This window comes from Comamonas faecalis (assembly GCF_039538025.1).
GTDB lineage: Bacteria > Pseudomonadota > Gammaproteobacteria > Burkholderiales > Burkholderiaceae_C > Comamonas_C > Comamonas_C faecalis.
Genome location: NZ_BAABBP010000005.1, coordinates 54,491 through 77,525, shown reverse-complemented (window position 1 = coordinate 77,525; position 23,035 = coordinate 54,491). Strand labels below are relative to the sequence as shown.

Here is a 23,035-nt window from a genome sequence, read left to right as displayed (position 1 = left end):
TAAATAATGTCCTTGTTGTGGACATGTGCGGTGGACACCGGAGACAATATGTCCACTAAAAACACACTATGGAAACCAATGCAGACGGTCTTTCTTGCCGGGCAGCGGCTTGGCGTCCTCGTCTGGCAGCGCGGCGAGCCTGTGCCCGCTGTGCGGCTAGGGTTGGCGCGCGATCCGCTGCTGTGCGCCGCCGTGAGCGAGGTGCGGGCCATGCGCAAGTTGGAGACGGGCACGCTGTTCCATGTGGATGTGCCCGGCGGGCGCGGCGCCAGCGCACGTTACGTGGTAGTTGCGCTGGGCGACGAGGCCGTTGAAGTCGCTCTGGTGCGCACAGCCGACGAATCGGCCGCGCTGCTTGACTTCGTGGCATCCGTGCCATTTGCGTTCGCCATCCTGAACATGTTCCTCACCAACCCCTACCAGGCCATCACCGTGGCCGACCGGGAGGGCTTGATGCGCTATATCAGCCCGGTGCACGAGAAATTCTTTGGGCTGGCGCCGGGCTCAGCCATGGGCCGCAAGGCCGAGGAGGTGATCCCCAACTCGCGCCTGCCGCAGGTGGCCCGCAGCGGCAAAGCCGAGATTGGCGAGATGCTGCAGCTTGGCTCTGGCGTGACGCGTATCGTCAATCGCATTCCGGTTTTCGAGGACGGCGCGCTCGTAGGCGCGGTGGGCCAGGTCAGCTTCAGCGGCATGCAGGCGCTCAACCGCATGCAGCAGCGCCTGAACCAGCTGAACGACGAGGTGCAGCACTACAAGCGCGAACTGCACCAGCTAAGGCGCACCCCGTCACCCAGCACGCTGGTCGGCAGTAGCGCGCCCATGCAGCGCCTGGCGCGTGAGATCGACGCGGTGGCACCGCTGGACGTACCCGTGCTCATCCTCGGTGAAAGTGGTAGCGGCAAGGAGCTGGTGGCACAGGCCCTGCATGCGCGCGGGCGCGATCCCCAGGCGCCGCTCGTTAGCCTGAATCTGGCGGCGCTGCCCGCGACACTGATTGAGGCTGAGCTATTCGGCTACGAAGCCGGCGCCTTCACTGGCGGCAAGAGGCAGGGCCAGCCCGGCAAGCTGGAGCAGGCGGAGGGCGGTACGCTGTTCCTCGACGAAGTGGCCGACATACCGATGGAGATCCAGGTCAAGCTACTGCGCGTGCTGGAAGACAGGCAGGTGCAGCGCCTGGGCGCGCGTGAAGGACGGCATGTGAATTTCCGCATCGTGGCCGCCACGCACCGCGATTTGCGCGCGCTGATCGACAGCGGACGCTTCCGGCTGGATCTGTTCTATCGCTTGAGCGGCGTCGTGCTGCAGGTGCCCGCCCTGCGCCAGCGCGTGGAAGATATTCCGGCCCTGATGCAGCGCTTCGCCGAGTCGTTCTGCGAGCGCAATGGCCTCGCCCTGCCGCGCATAGCGCCGGGCGTCATCAGCTACCTGGCGCAGCAGAGCTGGCCGGGCAATGTGCGCCAGCTGCGCCAGCGCGTCGAGGAGGCGCTGGTGTTCTGCGACGGCCAGCTGCTGAGCGTCGAGAACTTTGCCCGCCACCAGGATCTGCCGGCCCGGCCGGCGCAGCCGCCCATGGCGCCGCCTGCGCCTGCGGCGATGCCTTTGAGGAGCCTGGAGCACGCGGCCATCCTCGACGCCATTGCGCGCCATGGCGGCAACAAGAAGCGTGCGGCACAGGAGCTGGGCATCTCGCGCTCCTACCTCTACAAGGTATTGGCGGGCGGCTGAGTCCAGAAGCCGTCAGTGCGTGGCAGCGGCGCTCACTGCGCCGTGATCCTGCGCTCGCGCACGATGGCGCCCCACTGCTCGTATTCCTTCTTCATGAAGGCGGTGAACTCGGCGCGCGTCGTGGGGTGGGGCGAGAGGCCGTGCTTGTTCAACGCCTCCTTCACGCCAGCATCGTTCAGCGCCTTCACGATCTCCTTGTTCCAGCGCTCGAGCAGCGGCGCGGGCGTCTTGCCCGCGGCCACGAAGGCATACCAGTTCAGCGCCTCGAAGCCCGGGTAGCCCGACTCCGCCACCGTGGGGATGTTCGGCAGGTAGGCCGGGCGCGTCAGGCCGGTGGTGGCCAACGGGATCAGCTTGCCGGTCTCCACATGCGGCATGGCCGTGGGCGGCGCGGCAAAGTAGCTGGTCACGCGCTCGCCCAGCAGGTCCTGCAGCGCCGGGGCGCCGCCCTTGTAGGGCACATGCACCATGTCGATGCCGGCGCGCTGGTTGAACAGCTCGCCCGCCAGGTGCGAGGCCGAGCCCGCGCCGGTCGACGCGTAGTCCACGCTGCCGGGCTTCTTCTTGGACAGTTGCACGAATTCGGCCAGCGTCTTCACGCCGGCGCCCTTGTGCACCACCAGCACGTTGGGAAAGTACACGCCGCCGGAGATCGGTGCCAGGTCCTTGAACGGGTCGTAGGGCAGCTTCATCAGGTGCGGCGCGATGGTCAGCGGCCCCACCGAGCCAAACAGCAGCACCGTGCCGTCCGCCGCGCCCGCCGCCACCTGCTGGTGGGCGATGTTGCCGCCCGCGCCACCCTTGTTCTCCACCACCACGGCCTGGCCGATGTTCTCGGCCAGCTTCTTGGCGATCAGGCGCGCCGCCGCGTCGGCCGCGCCACCGGGCGCAAAGCCCACGACCAGGGTCACCGGCTTGGCCGGCGGGAAGTCCTGGGCCAGCGTGGGGCCGGCGAAGGTCAGGGAGGCTGCGGCCACTGCGGCAGCCTGGATCAGGGTACGTTTCTTCATGGCGGGGCTCCTGTAGTATTTTTTAGGTCAAATAGGGCTAGAACGCTTTTAGATAAAGCGCATTTAGCTATGCTTTTGCAAGCAATCAATCACTCCCCAACCCGATGGGATGGGGCTGGCGCTTCTCGGTGTTGTGGCGCAGCAGCGCCGCCGTGCGGAACACGCCGTGCGCAAACTTGCCGTAGGGCAGCGTGGCAAACAGCGCCATCACCGCGCCCAGGTGCAGGCACAGCAGCAGCGCCAGAGCCGGCGTGCTGCGGGCCAGCCACAGCACCAGGCCGCTGGCGGCCACCAGAAACAAGAGGGCGATGAAGCCCAGGTCCATGGGCTTTTGCGCCGCGTCGCCATGCGCGGGGTGGCGCGTGCGGTTCAGGTGCCACAGGCCGGCCGTGCCCAGCACCATGAACACCCCGCCCACGGCGCCCAGCAGCTTCGGGATGCTGGGCAGGTCGTAAGGCGCCTGCCAGCCGAAGACGTAGTGGTACACCGTGGCCAGCGAGGTGGCGGCAAAGCACAGCAGGAAGCCGTAGAAGGTCAGGTGGTGGGCGCGGCGGCGCTTCAGGGTATAGGCATCGTCCTCGTTGTGGCAGCCTTCGCCATGGCCGCCGTCCAGGTACTTCAGGCGCAACACGTCGTGCGTGGCTTCCGTGGCCGCGGCGCCGCTCACGCCGACCCCGCTGGTGGCGGGCTTCACGTCGCGCCAGAAGCCGCGCACGCCCATGGCCAAGGCGAACACCACGAACAGGAACACGGGCGCGAACAGGCCCACCAGCAGGTTGTGCGGGAACAGGCGGTAGAAATTGGCGCCCAGGTCGGCCCCCCACAGCGCGGTCAGGCCGCCGCCCTGCAGCGCGGCGCCCAGCACCAGGAACAGCGTCAGCCCCGCCACCAGGGCCAGCGACAGGGTCAGGCCGTTCCTCTGGTACAGCCGGCCCAGCGCGGGCGGCCAGGCGTAGTCGGCATAGGTCTGGCCGCGCACCTGGGCCATGGCCTGCGGGATGTTCACCGCAAACTCGTGCGGCGGCGCGTACTGGCAGGCGTGCAGGCAGGCGCCGCAGTTGTGGCACAGGTTGGCCAGGTAGTGCACATCGGCCTTGGTGAAGTCCAGGCGGCGCGTCATGGCCGGGAACACGGCGCAAAAGCCCTCGCAGTAGCGGCAGGCGTTGCAGATCTGCATGACGCGCGCCACCTCGGTCTCGGCGGCGCTTTGCGTCGGCACCGGCACGATGGGAATCACGCGGGCGGGCCCGCCCTGGGCCAGGCCTATCGCTTCGTCGGTCAGGGATTTCAGGGTTTGCATGGTGTTCAGCCCTCGTCTTGCACCGCGCCGTGCGCGGCGGCCTGGCCCGCGGCGGCCAGTGCGGCGTTGCGCCCGGCCATGCGGCCGAAGGCCGTGCCGATGGACATGCCCACGCCGGCGGTGTAGCCCTTGCCGAGCACGTTGCCGGCCATCATCTCGCCGGCCACGAACAGGTTGCGGCTGGGCTGGTTGCCAAAGCGCACGGCGGCCGTGTCGTCGGTGTGCAGGCCCAGGTAGGTGAAGGTGACGCCGGGCTTGAGCGCGTAGCCGTAGAACGGCGCGGTGTCGATGGGCCGCGCCCAGTGGGTCTTGGCCGGGGCCAGGCCCTCGGTATGGCAGTCGTCCAGCGTGGTGTGGTCGAACCGGCCCACGCGGCAGGCGGCGTTGTAGGCGTTCAGCGTCTGCATGAAGGTCTCGACGGGCAGGCCGAGCTTCTGCGCGAGTTCAGGCAGGCTGTCGGCCTTCACACCGGGGAACACCGGCGGCATGAAGCGGCCGATGGCCTTGCTGTCGATGATGGAGTAGCCGATCTGCCCCGGCTGCTGCGCCACCAGGCGGCCCCAGATGGCGTAGCGCTTGGGCCAGAAGTCCTCGCCCTCGTCGTAGAAGCGCTCGCCCTCGCGGTTCACCACCACGCCCAGCGACACGCAGTCGATGCGCGTGCAGATGCCGCCGTCGAACAAAGGCGCGCGCGCGTCGATGGCCACCATGTGTGCCTGCGTGGGGTCGCCGATGCGGTCGGCGCCGTGGTCGTCGAGCAGGTGCTTGAGCAGCACGCCGCGGTTGTAGGCCGTGCCGCGGATCAGGAAGTTGTCCGCCGGCCACTCGCCGCGCGCGTTCTGGCCCCAGGCCTCGCGCAGCCATTCGCGGTTGGACTCGAAGCCGCCGGCGGCCAGCACGCAGCTCTTGGCGGTGATGCGCTGGCCCTTCACCCAGGCGGCCTGGAAGGTGCCGTTCTCGATCTCGATGCGCTCCACGGGCGATTCGTAGCGCACCTGCACGCCCAGCGCCTCGGCGCTGCGGTAGTAGGCGTTCACCAGCGCCTTGCCGCCGCCCATGAAGAAGGCATTGGTGCGCGCCACGTGCAGCGTGCCGGCCAGCGCGGGCTGGAAGTGCACGCCGTGGCGGCGCATCCAGGGGCGGCAGGTGCTGGACGCGCGGATCACCAGGCGCGCCAGGGGCTCGTCGGTCAGGCCGCCGGTCACCTTCAGCAGGTCCTGCCAGTATTCCTCTTCGGGGTAGGCGTCCACCAGCACGTCCTGCGGCGCGTCGTGCATGCAGCGCAGGTTGCGGGTGTGGGCGGAGTTGCCGCCGCGCCAGGCGCGCGGGGCCGATTCCAGCAGCAGCACGCGGCTGCCGGCCTCGCGCGCCATCAGCGCGGCGCACAGGGCGGCATTGCCGCCGCCGATGACCAGGACATCGGTGTTCATGCCTGCTCCAGGCTGCGAGGGATGCGCACGGTAGCGCGTGGGGCATGACGCTTCACGGCGGTCTTTTCCATGGTGTGGTGGGGAGCGCCGACTGTAGGCTCCACGCCAGCGCTTGCGCAGAGGGCGCGCGGCAAGGCCCCATCACGGATCGTGATGGGTGGTTAGACCAGGCTGGCGCCGACCCACTGGCCCGAGCCAACCAGCGTGCGCACGCAGTCGGCCAGCACCACGCGCGCGGCCAGCGCGGCGGGCGAGAGCTCGTCGTCCGACAGGCTGCACAGCGAGGCAAGGCGGCAGGCGGGGGCCTCGGCGATCTCGGCCATCTCGAAGCGCTGGTCGGCGTCGGGGTAGCGCCCCACGGCGGACCAGGGCTGGATGGTGCTGCCCAGGCCCATGTTCACCGCATCCATGAGCAGCTCAAGCGAGTCGATCTCCATCGCGATGCGCGGCACCAGGCGCACATGTGCGAACGCGGCCTCCAGCGTGCTGCGCAGGCCGTGCGGGCCCGTGGGCAGGATCAGCGGCTCGTCCTGCAGCTGCGCCAGAGGCAGCTTGTGCGGCAGCGGCGCGCGCATTGCCGCTGCTGCCGGCACACCCTGCTGGCGGCTGCGGATCAGGAAAAGCCGCTCCTCCAGCAGCGGCAGCATGCTCCAGCGCCGCGCGGGCTGGGTGTCGAACAGCACGGCCAGGTCGAGCTGGCGCGCGTTGAGCATGCCGCTCAAATGGCCCGAGAGGCTGCCCACCATGTGCAGCCGCACGTCGGGGTAGCGCTCGCGCATGGCGCGCATCAGCGGCACGCCGAGCACCGAGGCCGTAGTGGGCGCCAGGCCGATGCTGACCATTCCCGACAGCCGCGCCTCGCGCGCCGCGCGCGCCGCCTCGTCGGCATGGCGCAGGGCCAGTTGGGCCTCGCGAAAGAAGGCCAGCCCGGCTTCGGTGGGCACCACGCCCTTGTTGGTGCGCTGCAGCAGCCGCGTGCTGAGCTCGCCCTCGAGCCGGCTGATCTGCTGGCTCAGGGCCGACTGCACCATGTCGAGGTCGATGGCGGCGCGGCCCATGGAACCGAGTTCGACGATGCGGACGAAGTAGCGTAGCTGGCGCAGTTCCATGGCGGGCGGGGCAAGGGGCTGCGGCGCGCGGGAGTCCGCCGCCGTCAGCCGCAATGGTCGCACAGTCGCGCGCGGCGTCGCCTGCTCAGAAGTGGTGCAGCACGCCCAGCGTGACGCCCGTGGCCCGCGCCTTGTGGCCCGCGCCCTGGTAGCCTCCGCGCCAGCGCGTGGCATCGAACTCGGCGTACAGGCGCGTGCGGCGCGAGAGCTTGTATTCGCCGAACGCGACGAGGCGGCCGTAGCCGTCGCCGGCCTGCAGCGTGCGGGTGCGGTCCACCTTGTAGTAGGCCAGCGTCAGATCGGCCGCGGGCGTGGCCGACCAGGTGCCGCCCGCGGAAAGCACGCGCTGCTCGGTGCGCGCGGTGGCGGATGTCCGCGCCTGGCTGCGCCCGGCCGTGGCGGCCCAGCGCACGCTGCCCCACTGGTATGCGGCGCCGAGCAGGTAGGCGTCGAGATCACGTGCGTTCGCGTCCTTGAAGGTCTGGTAGGCGCCCGACAGCGCGAATCCCTGCCGCGCATAGGCCAGGCCCAGCCCTGAGGAGGACAGGCGCGCGCTCCCGCCGGCCAGCTCTCCGAAACCATGCATGGCGCGCACCGTCATCGCGCCGAAGTGCCCCGTGTACTTGAGCGCGTTATCGAGCCGGTAGGAGCCGCTCGTGGAACCCGCGCTGCCGTACTGGATGCCCAGGCCGTGCTGGCTCAGCGCCGCGACGTTGATGTTGGGGTTGAAGCTCGCGAAGCGCATGCCCAGCGGATCCACGGGCGAGACCGCGTCGGCCAGCAGCGTGGTCTGGCGCCCCGCCGCCAGCGTGCCCCAGACGCCCTGCAGGCCCAGCCAGCTGGCGCGGTCAAAGAACTTGCTGCTGTTGGCCGAGGCGCCGGTGTCGGCGTTGATGCCGGCCTCCAGATTGAACAGCGCCTTGGTACCGCCGCCCAGATCCTCGCTACCGCGCAGGCCCCAGCGGCTGGTGTTGCCCACGCCGCTGTGGAGGCTGGTGTGCGAGTTGGCCGAAGGCGCATGGCCGGGCGTGAGGCCCGAGGTGTGGCGCACGCCCAGGTCCACGATGCCGTAGAGCGTCGCGCTGCTGGCCTGGGCGAAGGCGGGGGCGGCCGTGGCGGCCAACAGGGCGCACAGCGCCCGGGTCGTCTGTATCAAGGTCTTCTCCTCCATGGGGTGCATGTGTTGCGAGGTCAGTCGGCGCTCAGTTGGGCCTTGGTGACCACGCCGCGCCACTTGGCGAGCTCCTGGCGCACGGTCTGTCCCAGGGCGTCGGGCGAGCTCGGATCAACCACGGCTCCCTGGTCCTCGATGCGGCGCACCACGTCCTTGTCGGCAAGAGCCGTCAGCAGGGCCTGGTTGAGCCGATCTACCACGGTACGTGGTGTCTTGGCGGGCGCAAACAGCGCATACCACTGCGTGACATCCACGCCGCGGATGCCCAGCTCTTCCAGCGTGGGAACCTGCGGCAGCAGTTTGGAGCGCTTGCCGCCGGCGATGGCCACCGCGTTGAGCTTGCCGCTCTTGACGTAGGGGTAGCCAGCAAACAGGCTCGGGAACATCAGCTGCGTCTGTCCGGCGATGGTGTCGGTCATCGCGGGTGCCGACCCTTTGTAGGGCACATGCGCCAGGTGCGCACCGGTTTCGATCTTGAACATCTCGGCCGCGAAGTGCGGCGCCGTGCCATTGCCGGCGGACGCGTAGTTGTACTTGTCGGGAGCTGTCTTCGTCAGCTGCACGAACTCCGCGACGGTTCTGGCGGGCACCTGGGGGTTCAGCACCATGAGCGTGGGCGAATAGCAGACCATGCCTATGGGCTCGAAGCTGGCAACCGGGTCGTAGCGCAGCTTCTGCAGTGCGGGGTTCATGCCATGCGTGGCGATGTAGCCGAACAAAATGGTCTGTCCATCAGGCGCGGCCCGGGCCACGAATTCGGATGCGATCGCGCCATTGGCGCCGGCCTTGTTGTCCACCACGACCGACTGGCCGAGCAGCTGCGACAGCTTCTGCGCGAGCACGCGCGCCATGGCGTCGTTTCCGCCACCTGCCGCGGTGGGCACGACCAGCGTGACGGGCTTGGCCGGAAAGGACGCGATGGCCGGGCCCGCCGTAAGCAGGCCCGCGAGCGCGAGGGCGCTGCCCAGGGCCCGCATGCGGCGGCGTGGGGAAATGGACTGATGCATGGCTGAGGTCTCCTTGTCGTTGAGGTGAAGCGAAGAAAAGATGTGTGTGGCCGGGTCAGGCCAACGCGTGATCTGGCACGTACAAGGTGCCTTCGAAGATCTTTCGGGCCGTGCGCACAAGGCAGGCCTGGCGCAGCTGCGGGTCCGCGTCCGTTCCGCCGAGCTCGACATCGACCTCGATGCGGCCCGCGGGGTGCTGCACGGCCACGCGATGGGTGCCGGCGCCCGGCCGCCACTGCGCGCCGTAGGCCACCGTGCCCGGCAGGGCGAGCGCCGCAGCCACGCCAATGGCGCCAGTGGCCGCATGCGAGCGGTGGCAGCGCCGGGGCGTGAAGTAGCGCGAGACGATCTGGCCGGGACGGGCGCCGGGCGCGACGACAACCGGCTTGGGCAGCACGCTGTCCGATACGTCGCCCAGGCCCATGCGCAGGCCGGCCGCGCGGCGCAGGGCTTCCAGGCGCGCGAGGAGTGCGCCATCGGCATCAAGCGCTGCAGGCGTCTCGTCGCCGCGCAGGCCCAGATCCTGGGCGCGCACGAGCACCATGACCTGCGCCGCATCGATACAGCTGAGTTCGACGCCGTCGATGGTGTCGGTACGCCGGCTCGTGGGAAATAGGCTGCCGGTGACCGAGCCCCAGGCATCCAGGAAGCTCAACAGCACCGGCGCCGCCGTACCCTGCACGCCATCGATGTGCGCATCGCCTTCGTAGCGCACGCGGCCGTTTCGCGTGCAGACACGCACGTCGATGCGCGAGCGCGTATTGACGTTGAAGACCCGCACCAGCGTGGTGTCTGAGCCGGGTGCCGCAGGCACCAGGCCCTGCTCGATGGCAAAGGGGCCCACGCCCGCCAGCATGTTGCCGCAGTTGGGGCGCGTGTCCACGCGCGCCTCCTCCACGCTGACCTGGGCGAAGAGATAGTCCACGTCGCAGTCGGCGCGCCGGGAGCGCGAGACGATGGCCACCTTGCTCGTGAGCGAGTTGCCGCCGCCCAGGCCGTCGATCTGCAGCTCGTGCGGCGAGCCCAGGGCCGCGAGCAGCATGCGGTCGCGCGCTGCAGGGTCTTGCGGCAGCCAGTCGGCCAGGAAGAACGGCCCTCGGGAGGTGCCGCCGCGCATCAGGATGCAGGGAAGGTCGTAGCTCATGGGTCGGCATGGTGCGCGGCCCCGGCTCTTCTGTGAATTGCATTGTTGACAACGATTGATGCGTATGGCGCAATAGCCGTTCACTCACCCAGCCCCATGCCATGAACATCAAGTTCGACCTCGCCGATCTCCAGGCTTTCGCCGCCGTGGCCGAGCTGCAGAGCTTTCGCGCGGCGGCCGAGGCCATCCATCTCTCGCAGCCGGCCTTCAGCCGCCGCATCGACAAGCTCGAAGAGGCGCTGGGCGTGCGCCTACTCGACCGCACCACCCGACGCGTCACGCTCACGACCGTGGGCCGCGACTTCGCACGCAAGACACAGCAGTGGCTCGACGACCTGGACGGCATGCTCATGGGCCTGGGCGACGTGGCCGCACGCCGCATGGGCGAGGTGACGATCGCCTGCGTGCCTTCGGCCGTGTATTACTTCCTGCCGCAGGTGGTCAAGCGCTACCACGAGCGCTTTCCGGGCATCCGCGTGAAGATCCACGACGCCAGCGCCAACGAGGTGCTGCTGGCCGTGGCCCAGGGCGATGCCGACTTCGGCCTGAACTTCATCGGCAGCCAGGAGGCCGAGATCGAGTTCAAGCCCGTGCTGGCCGAGCGCTTCGTGGCCGCCTGCCGGCGCGACCACGTGCTCGCGCGCCGCAAGAAGGTGAGCTGGGCGGAGCTCGGGCAGCACGACTTCATGTCGGTGGGCAAGACCTCGGGCAACCGCCTGCTCATGGACCTGGCCCTGGCCAACGTGCCCGACCGCCCCCAGTGCCGCTACGAGGCCAAGCACGTGACCACGCTGCTCGGGCTGGTGGAGGCGGGCCTGGGCGTGGCCGCCGTGCCCAGCCTGGCCATGCCGGGCAAGGACCATCCCACGCTGGTCTCGATTCCACTCGTGGAGCCCGTGGTCACGCGGCAAATGGGCCTCATCAAACGTCGGGGACGCTCCCTCTCTCCCGCCGCGCAGCAGCTGTATGACCTGCTGGTGACTACGCGCACTTTGCGGCCGCGAAGTGCCCTGGCGCCACAAAAAATACAATCGGGGCGATGACAGCATCCACCAAGCAGCGCGTCGTCGTCGGCCTCTCGGGCGGTGTCGACTCGGCCGTGACCGCCCACCTTCTCAAACAACAGGGCCACGAGGTGGTCGGCATCTTCATGAAGAACTGGGAAGATGACGACGACAGCGAATACTGTTCGTCCAACATCGACTTCGTGGACGCCGCCGCCGTGGCCGACGTGATCGGCATCGAGATCGAGCATGTGAACTTCGCCGCCGATTACAAGGACCGCGTGTTCGCCGAGTTCCTGCGCGAATACCAGGCCGGGCGCACGCCCAACCCCGATGTGCTCTGCAATGCCGAGATCAAGTTCAAGGCCTTCCTCGACCATGCCTTGCGCCTGGGGGCCGAAAGAATCGCCACCGGCCACTACGCACGCGTGCGCCAGAACCCGCAGACGCAGCTGTTCGAGCTGCTCAAGGGCCTGGACCCGTCCAAGGACCAGAGCTACTTCCTGCACCGCCTGAACCAGGCGCAGCTGTCCAAAACGCTATTCCCCGTAGGCGAACTGCACAAGACCGAAGTGCGCCGCATCGCCGCCGAGATCGGGCTGCCCAACGCGAAGAAGAAGGACTCGACCGGCATCTGCTTCATTGGCGAGCGGCCGTTCCGCGAGTTCCTCAACCGCTATATCAGCCATGAGCCCGGCCCCATCCTGAACGAGCGCGGGCGCAGGCTGGGCCGCCACGTGGGCTTGTCGTTCTACACCCTGGGCCAGCGCCAGGGCCTGGGGATTGGCGGCGTCAAGGACAAGGGAGCGCCGTGCGAGAACCCGGCGGCCGCCGAGCGGCCGCGCGGCGCGGGCGACCATGCGCCTTGGTACGTGGCGCGCAAGGACCTGGAGCGCAATGCGCTGATCGTGGTGCAGGGCCACGACCACCCCTGGCTGCTGTCGCATGGCTTGCAGGCGCAGGATGTGAGCTGGGTGGCCGGCCATGCGCCGGCGCCCGGCAGCTACGCGGCCAAGACGCGCTACCGCCAGCAGGATGCGCCCTGTCAACTGGCCGAGGCGTCTGGCGGTTTTGCGCTGCAGTTCCCCGAGGCGCAATGGGCCGTGACGCCGGGCCAGAGCGCGGTGCTCTACGACGGCGAGGTCTGCCTGGGCGGCGGCGTGATCGGCTCCGCACAGCCCTTGGCTTGACGCAACCATTGCCCGCGCACGCCGCCGTCGCCCGGCGCGCGTGCCATGCTCGGCCCCATGCCTGGCGCTTCCAGGGCCTTGCCCGCCATCGACCTGAACCGCTGCACCGGCTGCGGCTGGTGCGTTGCGGCCTGCCCGCCGCACGTGCTGTCGCTGCATGTGCTGCCCGGCAGCGGCTGGGGCATCAAGCGCGCGGTGCTCGATGACGCCACCGGTTGCACCGGCTGCGCGCTGTGCGCGCTGCGCTGCCCGATGGATGCGATCCGCATGGTGCGGCGCGCGCCAAAGACCTGACCGCCGCCTGGGCGCGGTGCCGTCGGCTACCATCCCTGTACACAAATACAGCGTGACGGGCGGCGCCGCAGCCGCGGGCCACGCGCTTTTCTCGTAATGGATCCCTCCACCTGGGCCGATGAGGCCATGCAGCAGTTCGATGCCGTCGTCTCGACGACGGCCGGCTTTCGCCCGCGCGAGGGCCAGCTGCGCATGGCCGCGCAGGTGGCGCACACCTTCAGCCAGGCGCAGCTGGGGCGCGAGGCCGATGCCTCGGCCAGCGGCGCGCGCGCGATCGCGGTGATCCAGGCGGGCACCGGCGTGGGCAAGTCGCTGGCCTACAGCGCGCCGGCCATCAGCGTGGCGCTGTCGCGCGGCGTGCGCGTGGTCATCTCGACGGCTACCGTGGCGCTGCAGGAGCAGCTGGTGCACAAGGACTTGCCGCAGCTGGCCGCGCGCATGGAGCAGCCGTTTGCCTTTGCGCTGGCCAAGGGGCGCGGGCGCTATGTGTGCAAGCTCAAGCTCGAACGCCTGGCCAGCGGCGCCAGCGACGACGAGGACATCCCTGACGACCTGCTCGCCGGCGAGGCCCACGCGCAGCGCCAGGCGCAGCTGCAGTCGCCCGAGCAGCGCCTGCGCCAGCAGTTCTACACCGGCCTGGCCGACGCGCTGGTGCGCGGCGACTGGGACGGCGACCGCGACCAGTTGGGTACGCCGCCCGAGCCCGAGCAGTGGGCGCCCGTGGCCGCCGACGCGCACACCTGCACCGGCAAGCACTGCCCGCTGTTTTCCAGCTGCAGCTACTTCGAGCGGCGCAAGGAGCTGGTCGCCGCGCAGGTCATCGTGGTCAACCACGACCTGCTGCTGTCGTCGATGGGCGCGCGCCTGCTGCCCGAGCTGGACAACTGCCTGCTGGTGATCGACGAGGCCCACCACCTGCCGGCCACCGCGCTGTCGCAGTTCGCCTGCGAGATGGACTTGTCGCGCCTGACCTGGATGGATCGTCTCACCAGCCGCGCGCTGCGAGTGGGGCAACTGGTCGAGGTCGAGGAGACGGCCGACATCCCGCAGCACGCCGCCCGCCTGCGCGCGGCGCTGCAAGATCTCGCGCGCCTGGTGCTCGACGTGTACCGCGAACCGCTGCAGGCGCCCACTGCGGGCGGGCGCAGCTTTGCCGCCCGCCAGCCGGCGCGCACACGTGTGGCTGGCGGCGTGCTGCCCGAGGTGCTGGTCGAGCCGCTGGCGCAGATTGCCCACCACGCCGGCGGCTACCTGGAGTCGCTGCGCGCGATTGCCAAGGCGCTGCGCAGCGCGATGCGCGACACGCCGCAGGAGGCGCGCCGCCTGTCGCAGCTGTACGCCCAGGTCGGCGCGATGACGCCGCGCCTGGAGGCCGTCTACGCCTGCGCCCAGCTGCTGCTGCAGGACGCGCCCGAGGGCGCGGCGCCCGCGGCCAAGTGGTTCACGCTGGCGCAGGAGGGCGACTACCTGGTCGTGCGCGCCCACGCCAGCCCGGTGCTGCCCGGCAGCACGCTGCGCACCCATTTGTGGCCGGCGGCGCGCGCGGCGGTGCTCACCTCGGCCACGCTGACCAGTTGCGGCGAGTTCGACTTCTTTTTGCGCGAGGCCGGTCTGTACGGCGACGAGGCGGTCACCACGCTGCAGGTGGACAGCCCGTTCGACTACGCGCGCCAGGGCCAGCTGGTGGCCGCGGCCACGCAGGCCGACCCGCGCGACGCGGCCGGCTACACCGCCGAGATGGTGCAGGCGCTGCTGGACGACGTGCGCCAGGTCGAGGCCGGCGCGCTGGTGCTGTTCACCTCGCGAGAGCAGATGCGCCAGGCCGTCGACGCCCTGCCCGCCGAGCTGCGCGCGCGCGTGCTGGTGCAAAACCAGCAGCCGCGCCAGCTGCTGCTCAAAACCCACCGCGAGCGCGTCGCCCAGGGCCTGCCGTCGGTCATCTTCGGCATGCAGTCGTTCGGCGAGGGTCTGGATTTGCCGGGCGCGCTGTGCGAGTCGCTGTTCATCGCCAAACTGCCGTTCGCCCCGCCCGACGACCCGGTGGGCCAGGCGCGCGCCGAGTGGCTACGCGCCGGCGGGCGCGACCCGTTCAGCGAGATCGTCGTGCCGGCCACCGCCGTGCGATTGGCGCAGTGGGTGGGCCGCGCGATACGAACCGAAGAAGACCAGGCGCATGTCTACTGCTACGACAAACGCCTGGTGCGCACCGGCTACGGCCAGCGGCTGCTGGCCGGCCTGCCGCCGTTCACGCTGGTGCGCCGTGGTGCATGACGGTGTCCGGCGCTGACTGCTCGGCACGCGCCTGGCGCCGGCGCAGCACGCGATCCCAGGCTTTTTCGTGGAAGAAAAAGGCAAAGGCCTGCACCGTCGGCTCCAGCAGGCTGAGCGTGAGCGACGCCCACAGGTTGCCGGTGACCGCATAGGCCACCATGGCGGCCACGCTGACGTGGATGACGTAGTAGGTGCCGGTTTTCATCAGCATCTGGGCGTTGGTTCTGGCGAGTTTGCGGATGCGGGTCATGGTGAAATCTCCAAATGATGAGCAAATGATAATCATTCTCATTTATCACAGTCAAGCCCATGGTGATTGGATGTCGCGATCGCTGCGACAGACAATGCACGGCGTGGCTCGACAGCATGCGGGCAGCAACCAAAGGAGACACGAGATGAAGATTGCCGCTGTCCAGATGGTCTCGGGGCCGTCGCGCGACGCCAACCTGCAGCAGGCGCGCGCGCTGCTGCGCCAGGCCGCGCAGGCCGGCGCCGAGCTGGTCGCCCTGCCCGAATACTTTTCGGCCATGGGCCTGCACGACACCGACAAGCTGGCGCTGGCCGAGCCCTTTGGCGACGGGCCGGCGCAGCAGTTTCTGGCCCAGGCGGCGCGCGAGCTGGAGCTGTGGATCGTCGGCGGCACCGTGCCGCTGCAGGCACCGACGCCCGACCGCGTGTTCAACAGTTCGCTGGTCTACGCGCCCGACGGCCGCTGCACGGCGCGCTACGACAAGATCCACCTGTTTCGCTTCGAGGACGCCGACAACCACTTCGACGAGGCGCGGACGATTGCGCCCGGCCAGCAGCCGGTGAGCGCCGAGGTCACCGACCGCAGCGGCGGGCGCTGGCAGCTGGGCCTGTCGGTCTGCTACGACCTGCGCTTTCCCGAGCTGTACCGCGCCCATGCCGGCTGCGACCTGCTGCTGGTGCCCAGCGCCTTCACCTATACGACGGGGCGCGCGCACTGGCAGGTGCTGCTGCGTGCGCGCGCCATCGAGAACCAGGCCTATGTGCTGGCGCCGGCGCAAGGCGGCGTGCACGACGGCGGCCGTCACACCTGGGGCCACAGCATGCTGGTCGATCCCTGGGGCGAGGTGCTGGCGCTGCAGGCCCAGGGCGCGGGCGTGGTGATGGGCGAGTTGCAGCGCACGCGCCTGGCGCAGGTGCGCGCCAGCCTGCCGGCGCTGCGCCACCGCGTGCTCGGCGTGGCGCCATGAGTGGCTGGAGCCAGGCCGGCGCGCAGTTGCTGCAGCGCCTGCCGCTGCAACTGCGCCGGCGCATCGTGCACCTGCAGCGCTGGCTGCTGTGGGCGGCGCTGGTGGTGCTGGTGGTGGCCATGCTGGTTCTGCAGCTGTGGCTGACCGGGCGCTACGAGGCATCGGCGGTGCAAGACCGCATCGAGCGCGACGACGCCAATGCCGCCGCCGACATGCGCGCGGCGCTGGGCCACAACCTGCAGAGCCTGCAGGCGCTGCAGGCGCATGCACCCGACCCGCTGCAGTGGCAGGTGCGCGCGGCCGACCTGCTGGAGCTGCGCCGCGAGCTGGTGAGCATCACCTGGCGCGACGCGCAGCTCAAGCTGCACATGCAGGTCGAGTCGCCCTACCGCGCACCGCAGCGCGGCGCGGATCCGCCGCCTTCCACCGAGGCTCCCAGCGCCGTTGCCTTTGCCTGCGCCAATGCACTGCGCCAGCAGTCGCCGTCGTATGCCGACAGCTACTTCCAGCCCATGCCGGGCGGCCTGGGCGAGGAACTGCTGCCGGTGTGCCTGCCCCAGGTCGAGCACGGCCGCGTCAAGGGCTATGTGGTCGCCGTCTACTCGCTGCAGTCCATGCTGGCCGAGCTGGTCGAGCGCAGCCTCAAGCAAACGCGCGAGCTGTCGTTCACCGAAGTGGACGGCACGCGCCTGGCCATCGTCGCCGCGCAGCGCCGAGGCACGCGCGCCTTCACCGCGCAGCAACTGCTGAGCCTGCCCGGCGTCACGCTGGTGCTGCGCATGGACGGCTGGCACCAGCCGCCCAGCGTCTACCCCAACGTGCTCACCGCGCTGGTGACCGTGATGTCGATTGCGCTGGTGTCGGTCGTCGTCGTGCTGGTGCGCGACAACCGCCGGCGCCTGCACGCCGAGCGCGAGCTGGGCGAGGCGCTGGCGCTGCGCAAGGCGATGGAGAATGCGCAGATCACCGGCCTGCGCGTGCGCGACCTGCAGGGGCGCATCACCTACGTCAACCCGGCGTTCTGCGCCATGGTGGGCTACGACGAGCAGGAACTGCTGGGCAGCAGCTCGCCGGCCGTCTACTGGCCGCCGGATCGCTTCGAGGAGTATCTGCAGCACCACGCCGAGCTGGCCGCGCAGGGCACGGCCGCCCCGCGCGAGGGCTATGAGGCGCAGTTCGAGCGCAAGGACGGCACGCGCTTTGCGGTGATGATCTATGAGGCCCCGCTGCTCAACACCAAGGGCGTGCAGACCGGCTGGATGGGCGCTTTCGTCGACATCAGCGAGCAGCGCCGCGTCGAGGCGACGTCGCGCCTGGCGCAGGAGCGCCTGCAGGCCACGGCGCGCCTGACGGCAATGGGCGAGATGGCGTCGCTGATCAGCCATGAACTCAACCAGCCGCTGGCGGCCATCTCCAGCTATGCCCACGGCTCGCTCAATCTGCTGCAGTCGGCCGGCGCGGCGCCGCTGCCCGCGGCCGACCGCAGCGACCTGGACACCGGCCTGCAGCGCATTGCCGAGCAGGCCGAGCGCGCCGGGCGCGTGATCAAGAGCGTGCATGCCTTCGTGCGCCGCCGCTCGCAAGAGCGCAGCAGTGTTACCGCGCAGGCGCTGGTCGACGCGGTGCTGCCGCTGATCCGCCTGCAGGCGGCCTCCGGCGCGGTGCGCCTGACGATCGACATCGCCCCCGGCCTGCCGCCCATGCTGTGCGACGTGACCATGGTCGAGCAGGTACTGCTCAACCTGGCGCGCAACGCCATCCAGGCCATGGCCGAAAGCCACGCGCCGCAGCGCGAGCTGGTGCTGGCCGTGCGCCTGGCGCGCGGCCCCGGCATGCGCCGCTGGCTGCAGTGGGCCGTCCGCGACACCGGGCCGGGCATCAGAGACGAGGTGGCCGCCCAGCTGTTCACGCCGCTGTTCACCACGCGCGCCGAAGGCATGGGCCTGGGCCTGAGCCTGTGCCGCACCGTGATCGAGCAGCACGGCGGCGTGCTGGACTTTCACGCGCGGCCCGGCGGCGGCACCGCCTTTGTCTTCACCCTGCCCGCGCAGTGATGCGCCCATACTGCGCGCACTGTTTCTAGAATGCCCGCATGACAGCATCCGCCCCACCCGTGAACGCCAGCCTGGCCACCGTCTACATCGTCGACGACGATGCCCAGGTGCGCGAGGCGCTGGCCTGGCTGCTGCGCACGCGGCGCCTGCTCAGCGAATGCTTTGACAGCGCCGAGGCGTTCGAGCAGGCGCAGGCCCTGCGCGCCGAGCAGCGCCACCCGGCCTGCCTGCTGCTGGACGTACGCATGCCGGGCATGAGCGGGCTGGCGCTGTTCGAGCGGCTGCTCGAACACGGCCTGACCGACGCCATGCCGGTGATCTTTCTGACCGGCCACGCCGACGTGCCGACGGCCGTGGCCACGGTCAAGCGCGGCGCTTTTGATTTCTGCGAGAAGCCCTTCTCGGACAACCAGCTGGTCGACCGCATCCAGGCGGCGCTCACACAGTCGCTGCAATGGCTCGAAGCTCGTCAGTCGGGGCAGGCGGTGCGCGGGCGCATCCAGGCGCTGACCGAGCGCGAGCGCGCCGTGATGGAGCAGGTCGCCGCCGGCCAGCCCAACAAGCTGATCGCGCAGCAGCTCGACATCAGCGTGCGCACCGTCGAGGTGCACCGCGCCCGCGTGTTCGACAAGATGGGCGTGAAATCGGCCGTCGAGCTGGCCAACCTGCTGCGTGACAGCAGCTGATTCCATTTCTATATCAACCGATTACTTTGTCGGCTTCGCTTGTCGTGCTACAGCACTGTCTGCGCTTCACCTTCGCGTACTCGATCGATATAGAAATGGAATGAAGCGCATGAAAAAGCCCGCCGGGCACGGGCCGGGCGGGCTTGGGGGAGGCACCCGGTTATTCAGCCCTGGCGCTCGCCCACGTAGATCTCGACGCGGCGGTTGCGCGCGCGGCCGTCGGCCGTGGCGTTGCTGGCAATGGGTTCGCGCGAGCCGCGGCCTTCGGTCTGGATGCGCCGCCCGTCCACGCCGCGGTCGACCAGGTAGTTGCGCGTGCTGGCGGCGCGGTCGCGCGACAGCGGGTCGTTGATCGCGTCGCTGCCCGTCGAGTCGGTGTGGCCGACGATGCGCACCTCGGCCGCCGGGTTGTTGCGCAGGCCCTCGGCAAAGCGATCCAGGATGGCGCGGAAGTTGGGCTGGATGTCGGCGCGGTTGGTGGCAAACGAAATGTCGCTGGGGATGTCCAGCTTGAGCTGGTTGTCCGCCGTCTGCGTCACGCCCACGCCGGTGCCCTGGGTGACCGCTTCCATCTCCTGCTTCTGCTTTTCCATGTGCTGCGACCAGATATAGCCGCCCAGCGCGCCGGCGGCGGCGCCTATGGCCGCGCCCTTGCCGGCGTGGCCGCTTCCGGTCATCGCGCCGATCACCGCACCGCCGACCGCGCCAACGCCGGCGCCCGTGGCCGTGCCGCGCTGGGTTTGCGACATGTCGGCGCAGCCGGTGGCCACGACGGCCAGCGACAGACAGCTGATGGCGATTGCTTTACGCATGGTGTTTTCTCCTTGTTTGCAAGATTGACGATGGTGCGCGCGGCGTTGGCGGCGCGCACATGACAGCGTCAAAGCTTAGTGCGTCGCCAGGGCTTTGTTTGTAGACAAACGTGAATGTTGCGCCCCGGTGTTCCGTGTGGCGCGTGGTCAGTGCGGCCGATCCGGCGGCCCCGCCGCAGGCTGCTGCGCCTGGCTTTGCGGGTCGTCCCGTGCCGGCGGCTCGCCGCGCTTGCGCCCCGAGAACATCGTCCACCAGATGATGAAGACAAAGACGGCGAGCGCCAGCAGCGCTTCAAGCAAAATCACGCCCATGAATGTTCGTCTCCTGCGCTGGTTTGTAACGGCGCTGATTGTAGGCACGCTGGCCGCCTGCGCCACGCGTGAGCCCGCCGCTCCCGAAAGCCCAGCCGCCGCCGCTCCCGGCAAGCTGGCGCCGCTCAAGGGCCCCATGGTCGTTCCTGGGACGCTGGCGCAGTCCAAGAGCCGCTGGGTGCCGGTGGACTGGAGCGAACTGCCCGGCTGGAGCGAGGACAGCCCGCACGAGGCCTGGAACGCCTGGCTGCGCAACTGCGAGCGCCCGGCGCCCGCCTTTGCGCCGCTGTGCGAGCAGGTGCGCCAGCTGTCGATTGCCGGCGACGAGGCGCAGCGCGGCTGGATGCTCGAACACCTGCAGCCCTACCGCATCGAGTCGCTGGAGGGCAACCCAGAGGGCATGCTGACCGGCTATTACGAGCCGTTTCTGGAGGCCTCGCGCCAGCGCGGCAATGGCTTCGAGGTGCCGTTGTACCAGCCGCCGGCGGGCCTGGCGCAGCGTCAGCCCTGGTACACGCGCCAGCAGATCGAGCAGCAGCCCGAGGTGCAGGCGCAGCTGGCCGGGCGCGCGATTGCCTGGGTGCGCGACCCGGTGCAGGCGCTGGTGCTGCACATCCAGGGTTCGGGGCGGCTGAATTTGCTCGAAGCCGACGGCAGCACCCGCGTGGTGCGCCTGGCCTTTGCCGGCACCAATGGTCAGCCCTACCGCAGCGTGGGCAGGTGGCTGCTCGACCGCGGCCTGGTGCGCGACGCCACCTGGCCCGGGATCAGCGCCTGGGTGGCCGCCAACCCGCAGCGCGTGCAGGAGATGCTGTGGTCCAACCCGCGCTACGTGTTCTTTCGCGAGGAGCCGCTAGACGACCTGGACGCCAGCTTCGGCCCGCGCGGCGCGCAGGGCGTGGCGCTCACCCCTGGACGCTCGATCGCGGTCGATCGCCTGAGCATTCCCTACGGCACGCCGGTGTGGCTGGCGTCGACCGGTCCGGCCACGCAGTTGGCGCGCCTGGTGATGGCGCAGGACACGGGCAGCGCCATCGTCGGCGCGGTGCGGGCCGATTTTTTCACCGGCTGGGACGACGCGGCGGCCGACCTGGCCGGGCGCCTGAAGCAGGGATTGCGCCTGTGGGCACTGTGGCCTAAGTGAGCGCATTGGGCTTTGCCGGGCGAGCTCGGTAAAATCCCTGGTTTACCTGCAATCTCCGGAGCCGCCTTTCATGGCCAACCCTCAGAACATGGCGAACGCCATCCGCGCACTTGCAATGGATGCGGTGCAACAAGCCAATTCCGGCCACCCCGGCGCGCCAATGGGCATGGCCGACATGGCCGTCGCCCTGTGGGGCCGCCACCTGGCCCACAACCCGGCCAATCCGCACTGGGCCAACCGCGACCGCTTCGTGCTCTCCAACGGCCACGGCTCGATGCTGATCTATGCATTGCTGCACCTGACGGGTTATGACCTGCCCATGCAGGAGCTCAAGAACTTTCGCCAGCTGCACAGCAAGACCGCAGGCCACCCCGAAGTGGGCGTGACCCCGGGCGTCGAGACGACGACCGGCCCGCTGGGCCAGGGCCTGACCAACGCCGTCGGCATGGCGCTGGCCGAAAAACTGCTGGCCAGCGAGTTCAACCGTGACGGCCACGCCATCGTCGACCACCACACTTACGTCTTCCTGGGCGACGGCTGCCTGATGGAAGGCATCAGCCACGAGGCCTGCGCGCTGGCCGGCGCCTGGAAGCTCGACAAGCTGATCGCGCTGTACGACGACAACGGCATCAGCATCGACGGCCAGGTTGCGCCCTGGTACGTGGACGACGTGGCCCAGCGCTTCAACGCCTACCAGTGGAACGTAATCGGCCCGATCGACGGCCATGACCCCGACAAGGTCGACCGCGCCATTGCCCAGGCCAAGGCATCGCAGGACGGGCGCCCCACGCTCATCATCTGCAAGACGCACATCGGCAAGGGCAGCCCCAACCGTGTGAACACCGCCAAGGCCCACGGCGAGCCGCTGGGCTTTGATGAGATTGCGCTGACGCGCGCCGCGCTGGGCTGGGAGTACGGCCCATTCGAGATTCCGGCCGAGGTCTACGCCGACTGGGACGCCAAGGCCGCGGGCGCCGAGCGCGAGGCCGCGTGGGACGAGCGCTTTGCCGCCTACACCGCCGCCCACCCCGAACTGGCCGCGGAATTTACCCGCCGCATGACCGGCGACCTGCCCAGGCACTTTGCCCAGGTGGCCGTGGACACCGTCGTCGCCGCGCACACCAAGGCAGAGACCGTGGCCAGCCGCAAGGCCAGCCAGCTGGCGCTGGAAGAATTCACCGCCAAATTGCCCGAGCTGCTGGGCGGCAGCGCCGACCTGACCGGCTCCAACCTCACCAACACCAAGAGCACGTCCAACCTGCGCTTCGACCGCCAGGGCGCCGTGGTCAAGAACGAGGACGGCGTCGGCGGGCGCCACATCAACTACGGCGTGCGCGAGTTCGGCATGGCCGCCATCATGAATGGCATTGCGCTGCACGGCGGCTTCATCCCCTACGGCGGCACCTTCATGACGTTCAGCGACTACAGCCGCAACGCCATCCGCATGGCCGCGCTGATGAAGCAGCGCGTGATCCATGTCTTCACGCACGACTCCATCGGCCTGGGCGAGGACGGCCCGACGCACCAGCCCGTCGAGCACGCGGCCAGCCTGCGCCTGATCCCGGGCCTGGACGTCTGGCGCCCGGCCGACACCGCCGAGACGGCCGTTGCCTGGAGCGTGGCGCTGTCCAACCGCACCATGCCCACGGCGCTGCTGCTGTCGCGCCAGGGCCTGCCCTACGCACCCAAGCGCGACCTGGGCGACATCTCGCGCGGCGCCTACATCCTGTCCGAGCCGGCCGACGTTGGTATGAGGAAAAAGGCGCAGGCGGTCATCATCGCCACTGGCTCCGAAGTGGCGTTGGCGCTGACCGCGCAAAAGCAGCTGGCCGAGAAAAAAATCGCGGTGCGCGTGGTCTCCATGCCCAGCACGACGACCTTTGACCGCGAGGACGTGAAGTACAAGAAGCTGGTGCTGCCCGCCGGCCTGCCGCGCATCGCGGTCGAAATGGGCGTCACCGACTTCTGGTGGAAATACGGCTGCGCCGCCGTCGTCGGCATCGACAGCTTCGGCGAGTCGGCCCCGGCCGGCGTGCTGTTCAAGCACTTTGGCTTCACCGCCGAGAACGTGGCCGACACGGTGCGCATGGCACTTTCGCGCAAGCGCTGAAGCCATCCGATTTTCTTTGCAACCATCCCAAGAGGCTCA

20 protein-coding genes are annotated in these 23,035 nt (G+C 69.4%); 10 read left to right on the top strand and 10 right to left on the bottom strand.

Going from position 1 to position 23,035, the window contains the following annotated elements; translation table 11 throughout:
- Positions 1–78: 78 nt before the first annotated feature.
- Positions 79–1,728 carry a sigma 54-interacting transcriptional regulator gene (locus tag ABD767_RS04330; protein ID WP_103044161.1) on the top strand — a complete coding sequence of 550 codons (1,650 nt, stop codon included), beginning with the start codon at positions 79–81 and terminating at the stop codon, positions 1,726–1,728.
- Positions 1,729–1,760: 32 nt separating this feature from the next.
- On the opposite strand, the gene ABD767_RS04325 is transcribed toward ABD767_RS04330, so the two are convergent.
- The 7 genes from ABD767_RS04325 to ABD767_RS04295 all read right to left on the bottom strand — a co-directional run bounded on the left by ABD767_RS04325 (position 1,761) and on the right by ABD767_RS04295 (position 9,902).
- Complete coding sequence (locus ABD767_RS04325; protein ID WP_103044160.1) at positions 1,761–2,738, bottom strand: tripartite tricarboxylate transporter substrate-binding protein; 978 nt, start codon at positions 2,736–2,738, stop codon at positions 1,761–1,763.
- A gap of 85 nt (positions 2,739–2,823) precedes the next feature.
- Positions 2,824–4,038 carry a tricarballylate utilization 4Fe-4S protein TcuB gene (gene tcuB / locus ABD767_RS04320; RefSeq protein WP_103044159.1) on the bottom strand — a complete coding sequence of 405 codons (1,215 nt, stop codon included), beginning with the start codon at positions 4,036–4,038 and terminating at the stop codon, positions 2,824–2,826.
- Positions 4,039–4,043: 5 nt separating this feature from the next.
- Positions 4,044–5,468 (bottom strand): FAD-dependent tricarballylate dehydrogenase TcuA, encoded by a 1,425-nt coding sequence (gene tcuA, locus ABD767_RS04315; protein ID WP_103044158.1) that lies wholly within the window; start codon positions 5,466–5,468, stop codon positions 4,044–4,046.
- 161 nt (positions 5,469–5,629) lie between these two features.
- Positions 5,630–6,577 carry a LysR substrate-binding domain-containing protein gene (locus ABD767_RS04310; RefSeq protein ID WP_103044157.1) on the bottom strand — a complete coding sequence of 316 codons (948 nt, stop codon included), beginning with the start codon at positions 6,575–6,577 and terminating at the stop codon, positions 5,630–5,632.
- 85 nt (positions 6,578–6,662) lie between these two features.
- Positions 6,663–7,748, bottom strand: coding sequence for a porin (locus ABD767_RS04305; RefSeq protein WP_103044156.1), 1,086 nt, complete (start codon positions 7,746–7,748; stop codon positions 6,663–6,665).
- Positions 7,749–7,768: 20 nt separating this feature from the next.
- Positions 7,769–8,758, bottom strand: a complete 990-nt coding sequence (locus ABD767_RS04300) for a tripartite tricarboxylate transporter substrate-binding protein (protein WP_103044155.1) — start codon at positions 8,756–8,758, stop codon at positions 7,769–7,771.
- A 55-nt stretch (positions 8,759–8,813) separates the two neighbouring features.
- Complete coding sequence (locus ABD767_RS04295; protein ID WP_103044154.1) at positions 8,814–9,902, bottom strand: 4-oxalomesaconate tautomerase; 1,089 nt, start codon at positions 9,900–9,902, stop codon at positions 8,814–8,816.
- 101 nt (positions 9,903–10,003) lie between these two features.
- Here ABD767_RS04295 and ABD767_RS04290 point away from each other — a divergent pair, with 101 nt between their 5' ends.
- The 4 genes from ABD767_RS04290 to dinG all read left to right on the top strand — a co-directional run bounded on the left by ABD767_RS04290 (position 10,004) and on the right by dinG (position 14,661).
- Positions 10,004–10,945: a LysR substrate-binding domain-containing protein gene (locus ABD767_RS04290; protein ID WP_103044153.1), complete on the top strand. Its 942-nt coding sequence runs from the start codon at positions 10,004–10,006 to the stop codon at positions 10,943–10,945.
- Positions 10,942–12,096: a tRNA 2-thiouridine(34) synthase MnmA gene (gene mnmA / locus ABD767_RS04285; RefSeq protein ID WP_103044152.1), complete on the top strand. Its 1,155-nt coding sequence runs from the start codon at positions 10,942–10,944 to the stop codon at positions 12,094–12,096. The genes ABD767_RS04290 and mnmA overlap by 4 nt, the downstream gene beginning before the upstream one ends.
- A gap of 57 nt (positions 12,097–12,153) precedes the next feature.
- Positions 12,154–12,390, top strand: a complete 237-nt coding sequence (locus tag ABD767_RS04280; protein ID WP_344868407.1) for an ATP-binding protein — start codon at positions 12,154–12,156, stop codon at positions 12,388–12,390.
- A 96-nt stretch (positions 12,391–12,486) separates the two neighbouring features.
- Complete coding sequence (gene dinG / locus ABD767_RS04275) at positions 12,487–14,661, top strand: ATP-dependent DNA helicase DinG (protein ID WP_103044150.1); 2,175 nt, start codon at positions 12,487–12,489, stop codon at positions 14,659–14,661.
- Here dinG and ABD767_RS04270 read toward each other — a convergent pair.
- On the bottom strand, positions 14,636–14,911 hold the full coding sequence (locus tag ABD767_RS04270) for a DUF2061 domain-containing protein (RefSeq protein WP_103044149.1): 276 nt from the start codon (positions 14,909–14,911) through the stop codon (positions 14,636–14,638). The two genes, dinG and ABD767_RS04270, sit on opposite strands and share 26 nt — an antisense overlap.
- Positions 14,912–15,056: 145 nt before the next feature.
- Between ABD767_RS04270 and ABD767_RS04265 the strand changes: the two genes are divergently transcribed.
- The 3 genes from ABD767_RS04265 to ABD767_RS04255 are packed head-to-tail and all read left to right on the top strand — an operon-like array spanning position 15,057 to position 18,618.
- Entirely contained in the window at positions 15,057–15,878 is an 822-nt protein-coding gene (locus tag ABD767_RS04265; RefSeq protein ID WP_103044148.1) for a nitrilase-related carbon-nitrogen hydrolase, read from the top strand.
- Complete coding sequence (locus ABD767_RS04260) at positions 15,875–17,932, top strand: ATP-binding protein (RefSeq protein WP_103044147.1); 2,058 nt, start codon at positions 15,875–15,877, stop codon at positions 17,930–17,932. Before ABD767_RS04265 ends, ABD767_RS04260 begins: the two co-directional genes overlap by 4 nt.
- A 38-nt stretch (positions 17,933–17,970) precedes the next feature.
- Positions 17,971–18,618, top strand: coding sequence for a response regulator (locus tag ABD767_RS04255; RefSeq protein WP_103044146.1), 648 nt, complete (start codon positions 17,971–17,973; stop codon positions 18,616–18,618).
- Positions 18,619–18,782: 164 nt separating this feature from the next.
- Here the strand turns inward: ABD767_RS04255 and ABD767_RS04250 are convergent, their stop codons facing one another.
- Together ABD767_RS04250 and ABD767_RS04245 are read right to left on the bottom strand one after the other, a co-directional pair.
- Complete coding sequence (locus ABD767_RS04250) at positions 18,783–19,430, bottom strand: YiaD family glycine zipper/OmpA-like lipoprotein (protein ID WP_103044341.1); 648 nt, start codon at positions 19,428–19,430, stop codon at positions 18,783–18,785.
- A gap of 147 nt (positions 19,431–19,577) precedes the next feature.
- Positions 19,578–19,742 carry a hypothetical protein gene (locus tag ABD767_RS04245; protein ID WP_344868400.1) on the bottom strand — a complete coding sequence of 55 codons (165 nt, stop codon included), beginning with the start codon at positions 19,740–19,742 and terminating at the stop codon, positions 19,578–19,580.
- Here ABD767_RS04245 and mltA point away from each other — a divergent pair.
- Together mltA and tkt are read left to right on the top strand one after the other, a co-directional pair.
- Positions 19,675–20,886: a murein transglycosylase A gene (gene mltA, locus ABD767_RS04240; RefSeq protein WP_344868485.1), complete on the top strand. Its 1,212-nt coding sequence runs from the start codon at positions 19,675–19,677 to the stop codon at positions 20,884–20,886. The genes ABD767_RS04245 and mltA overlap by 68 nt on opposite strands.
- A 70-nt stretch (positions 20,887–20,956) precedes the next feature.
- Positions 20,957–22,996 (top strand): transketolase, encoded by a 2,040-nt coding sequence (tkt, locus tag ABD767_RS04235; RefSeq protein ID WP_103044340.1) that lies wholly within the window; start codon positions 20,957–20,959, stop codon positions 22,994–22,996.
- Positions 22,997–23,035 lie beyond the last annotated feature (39 nt).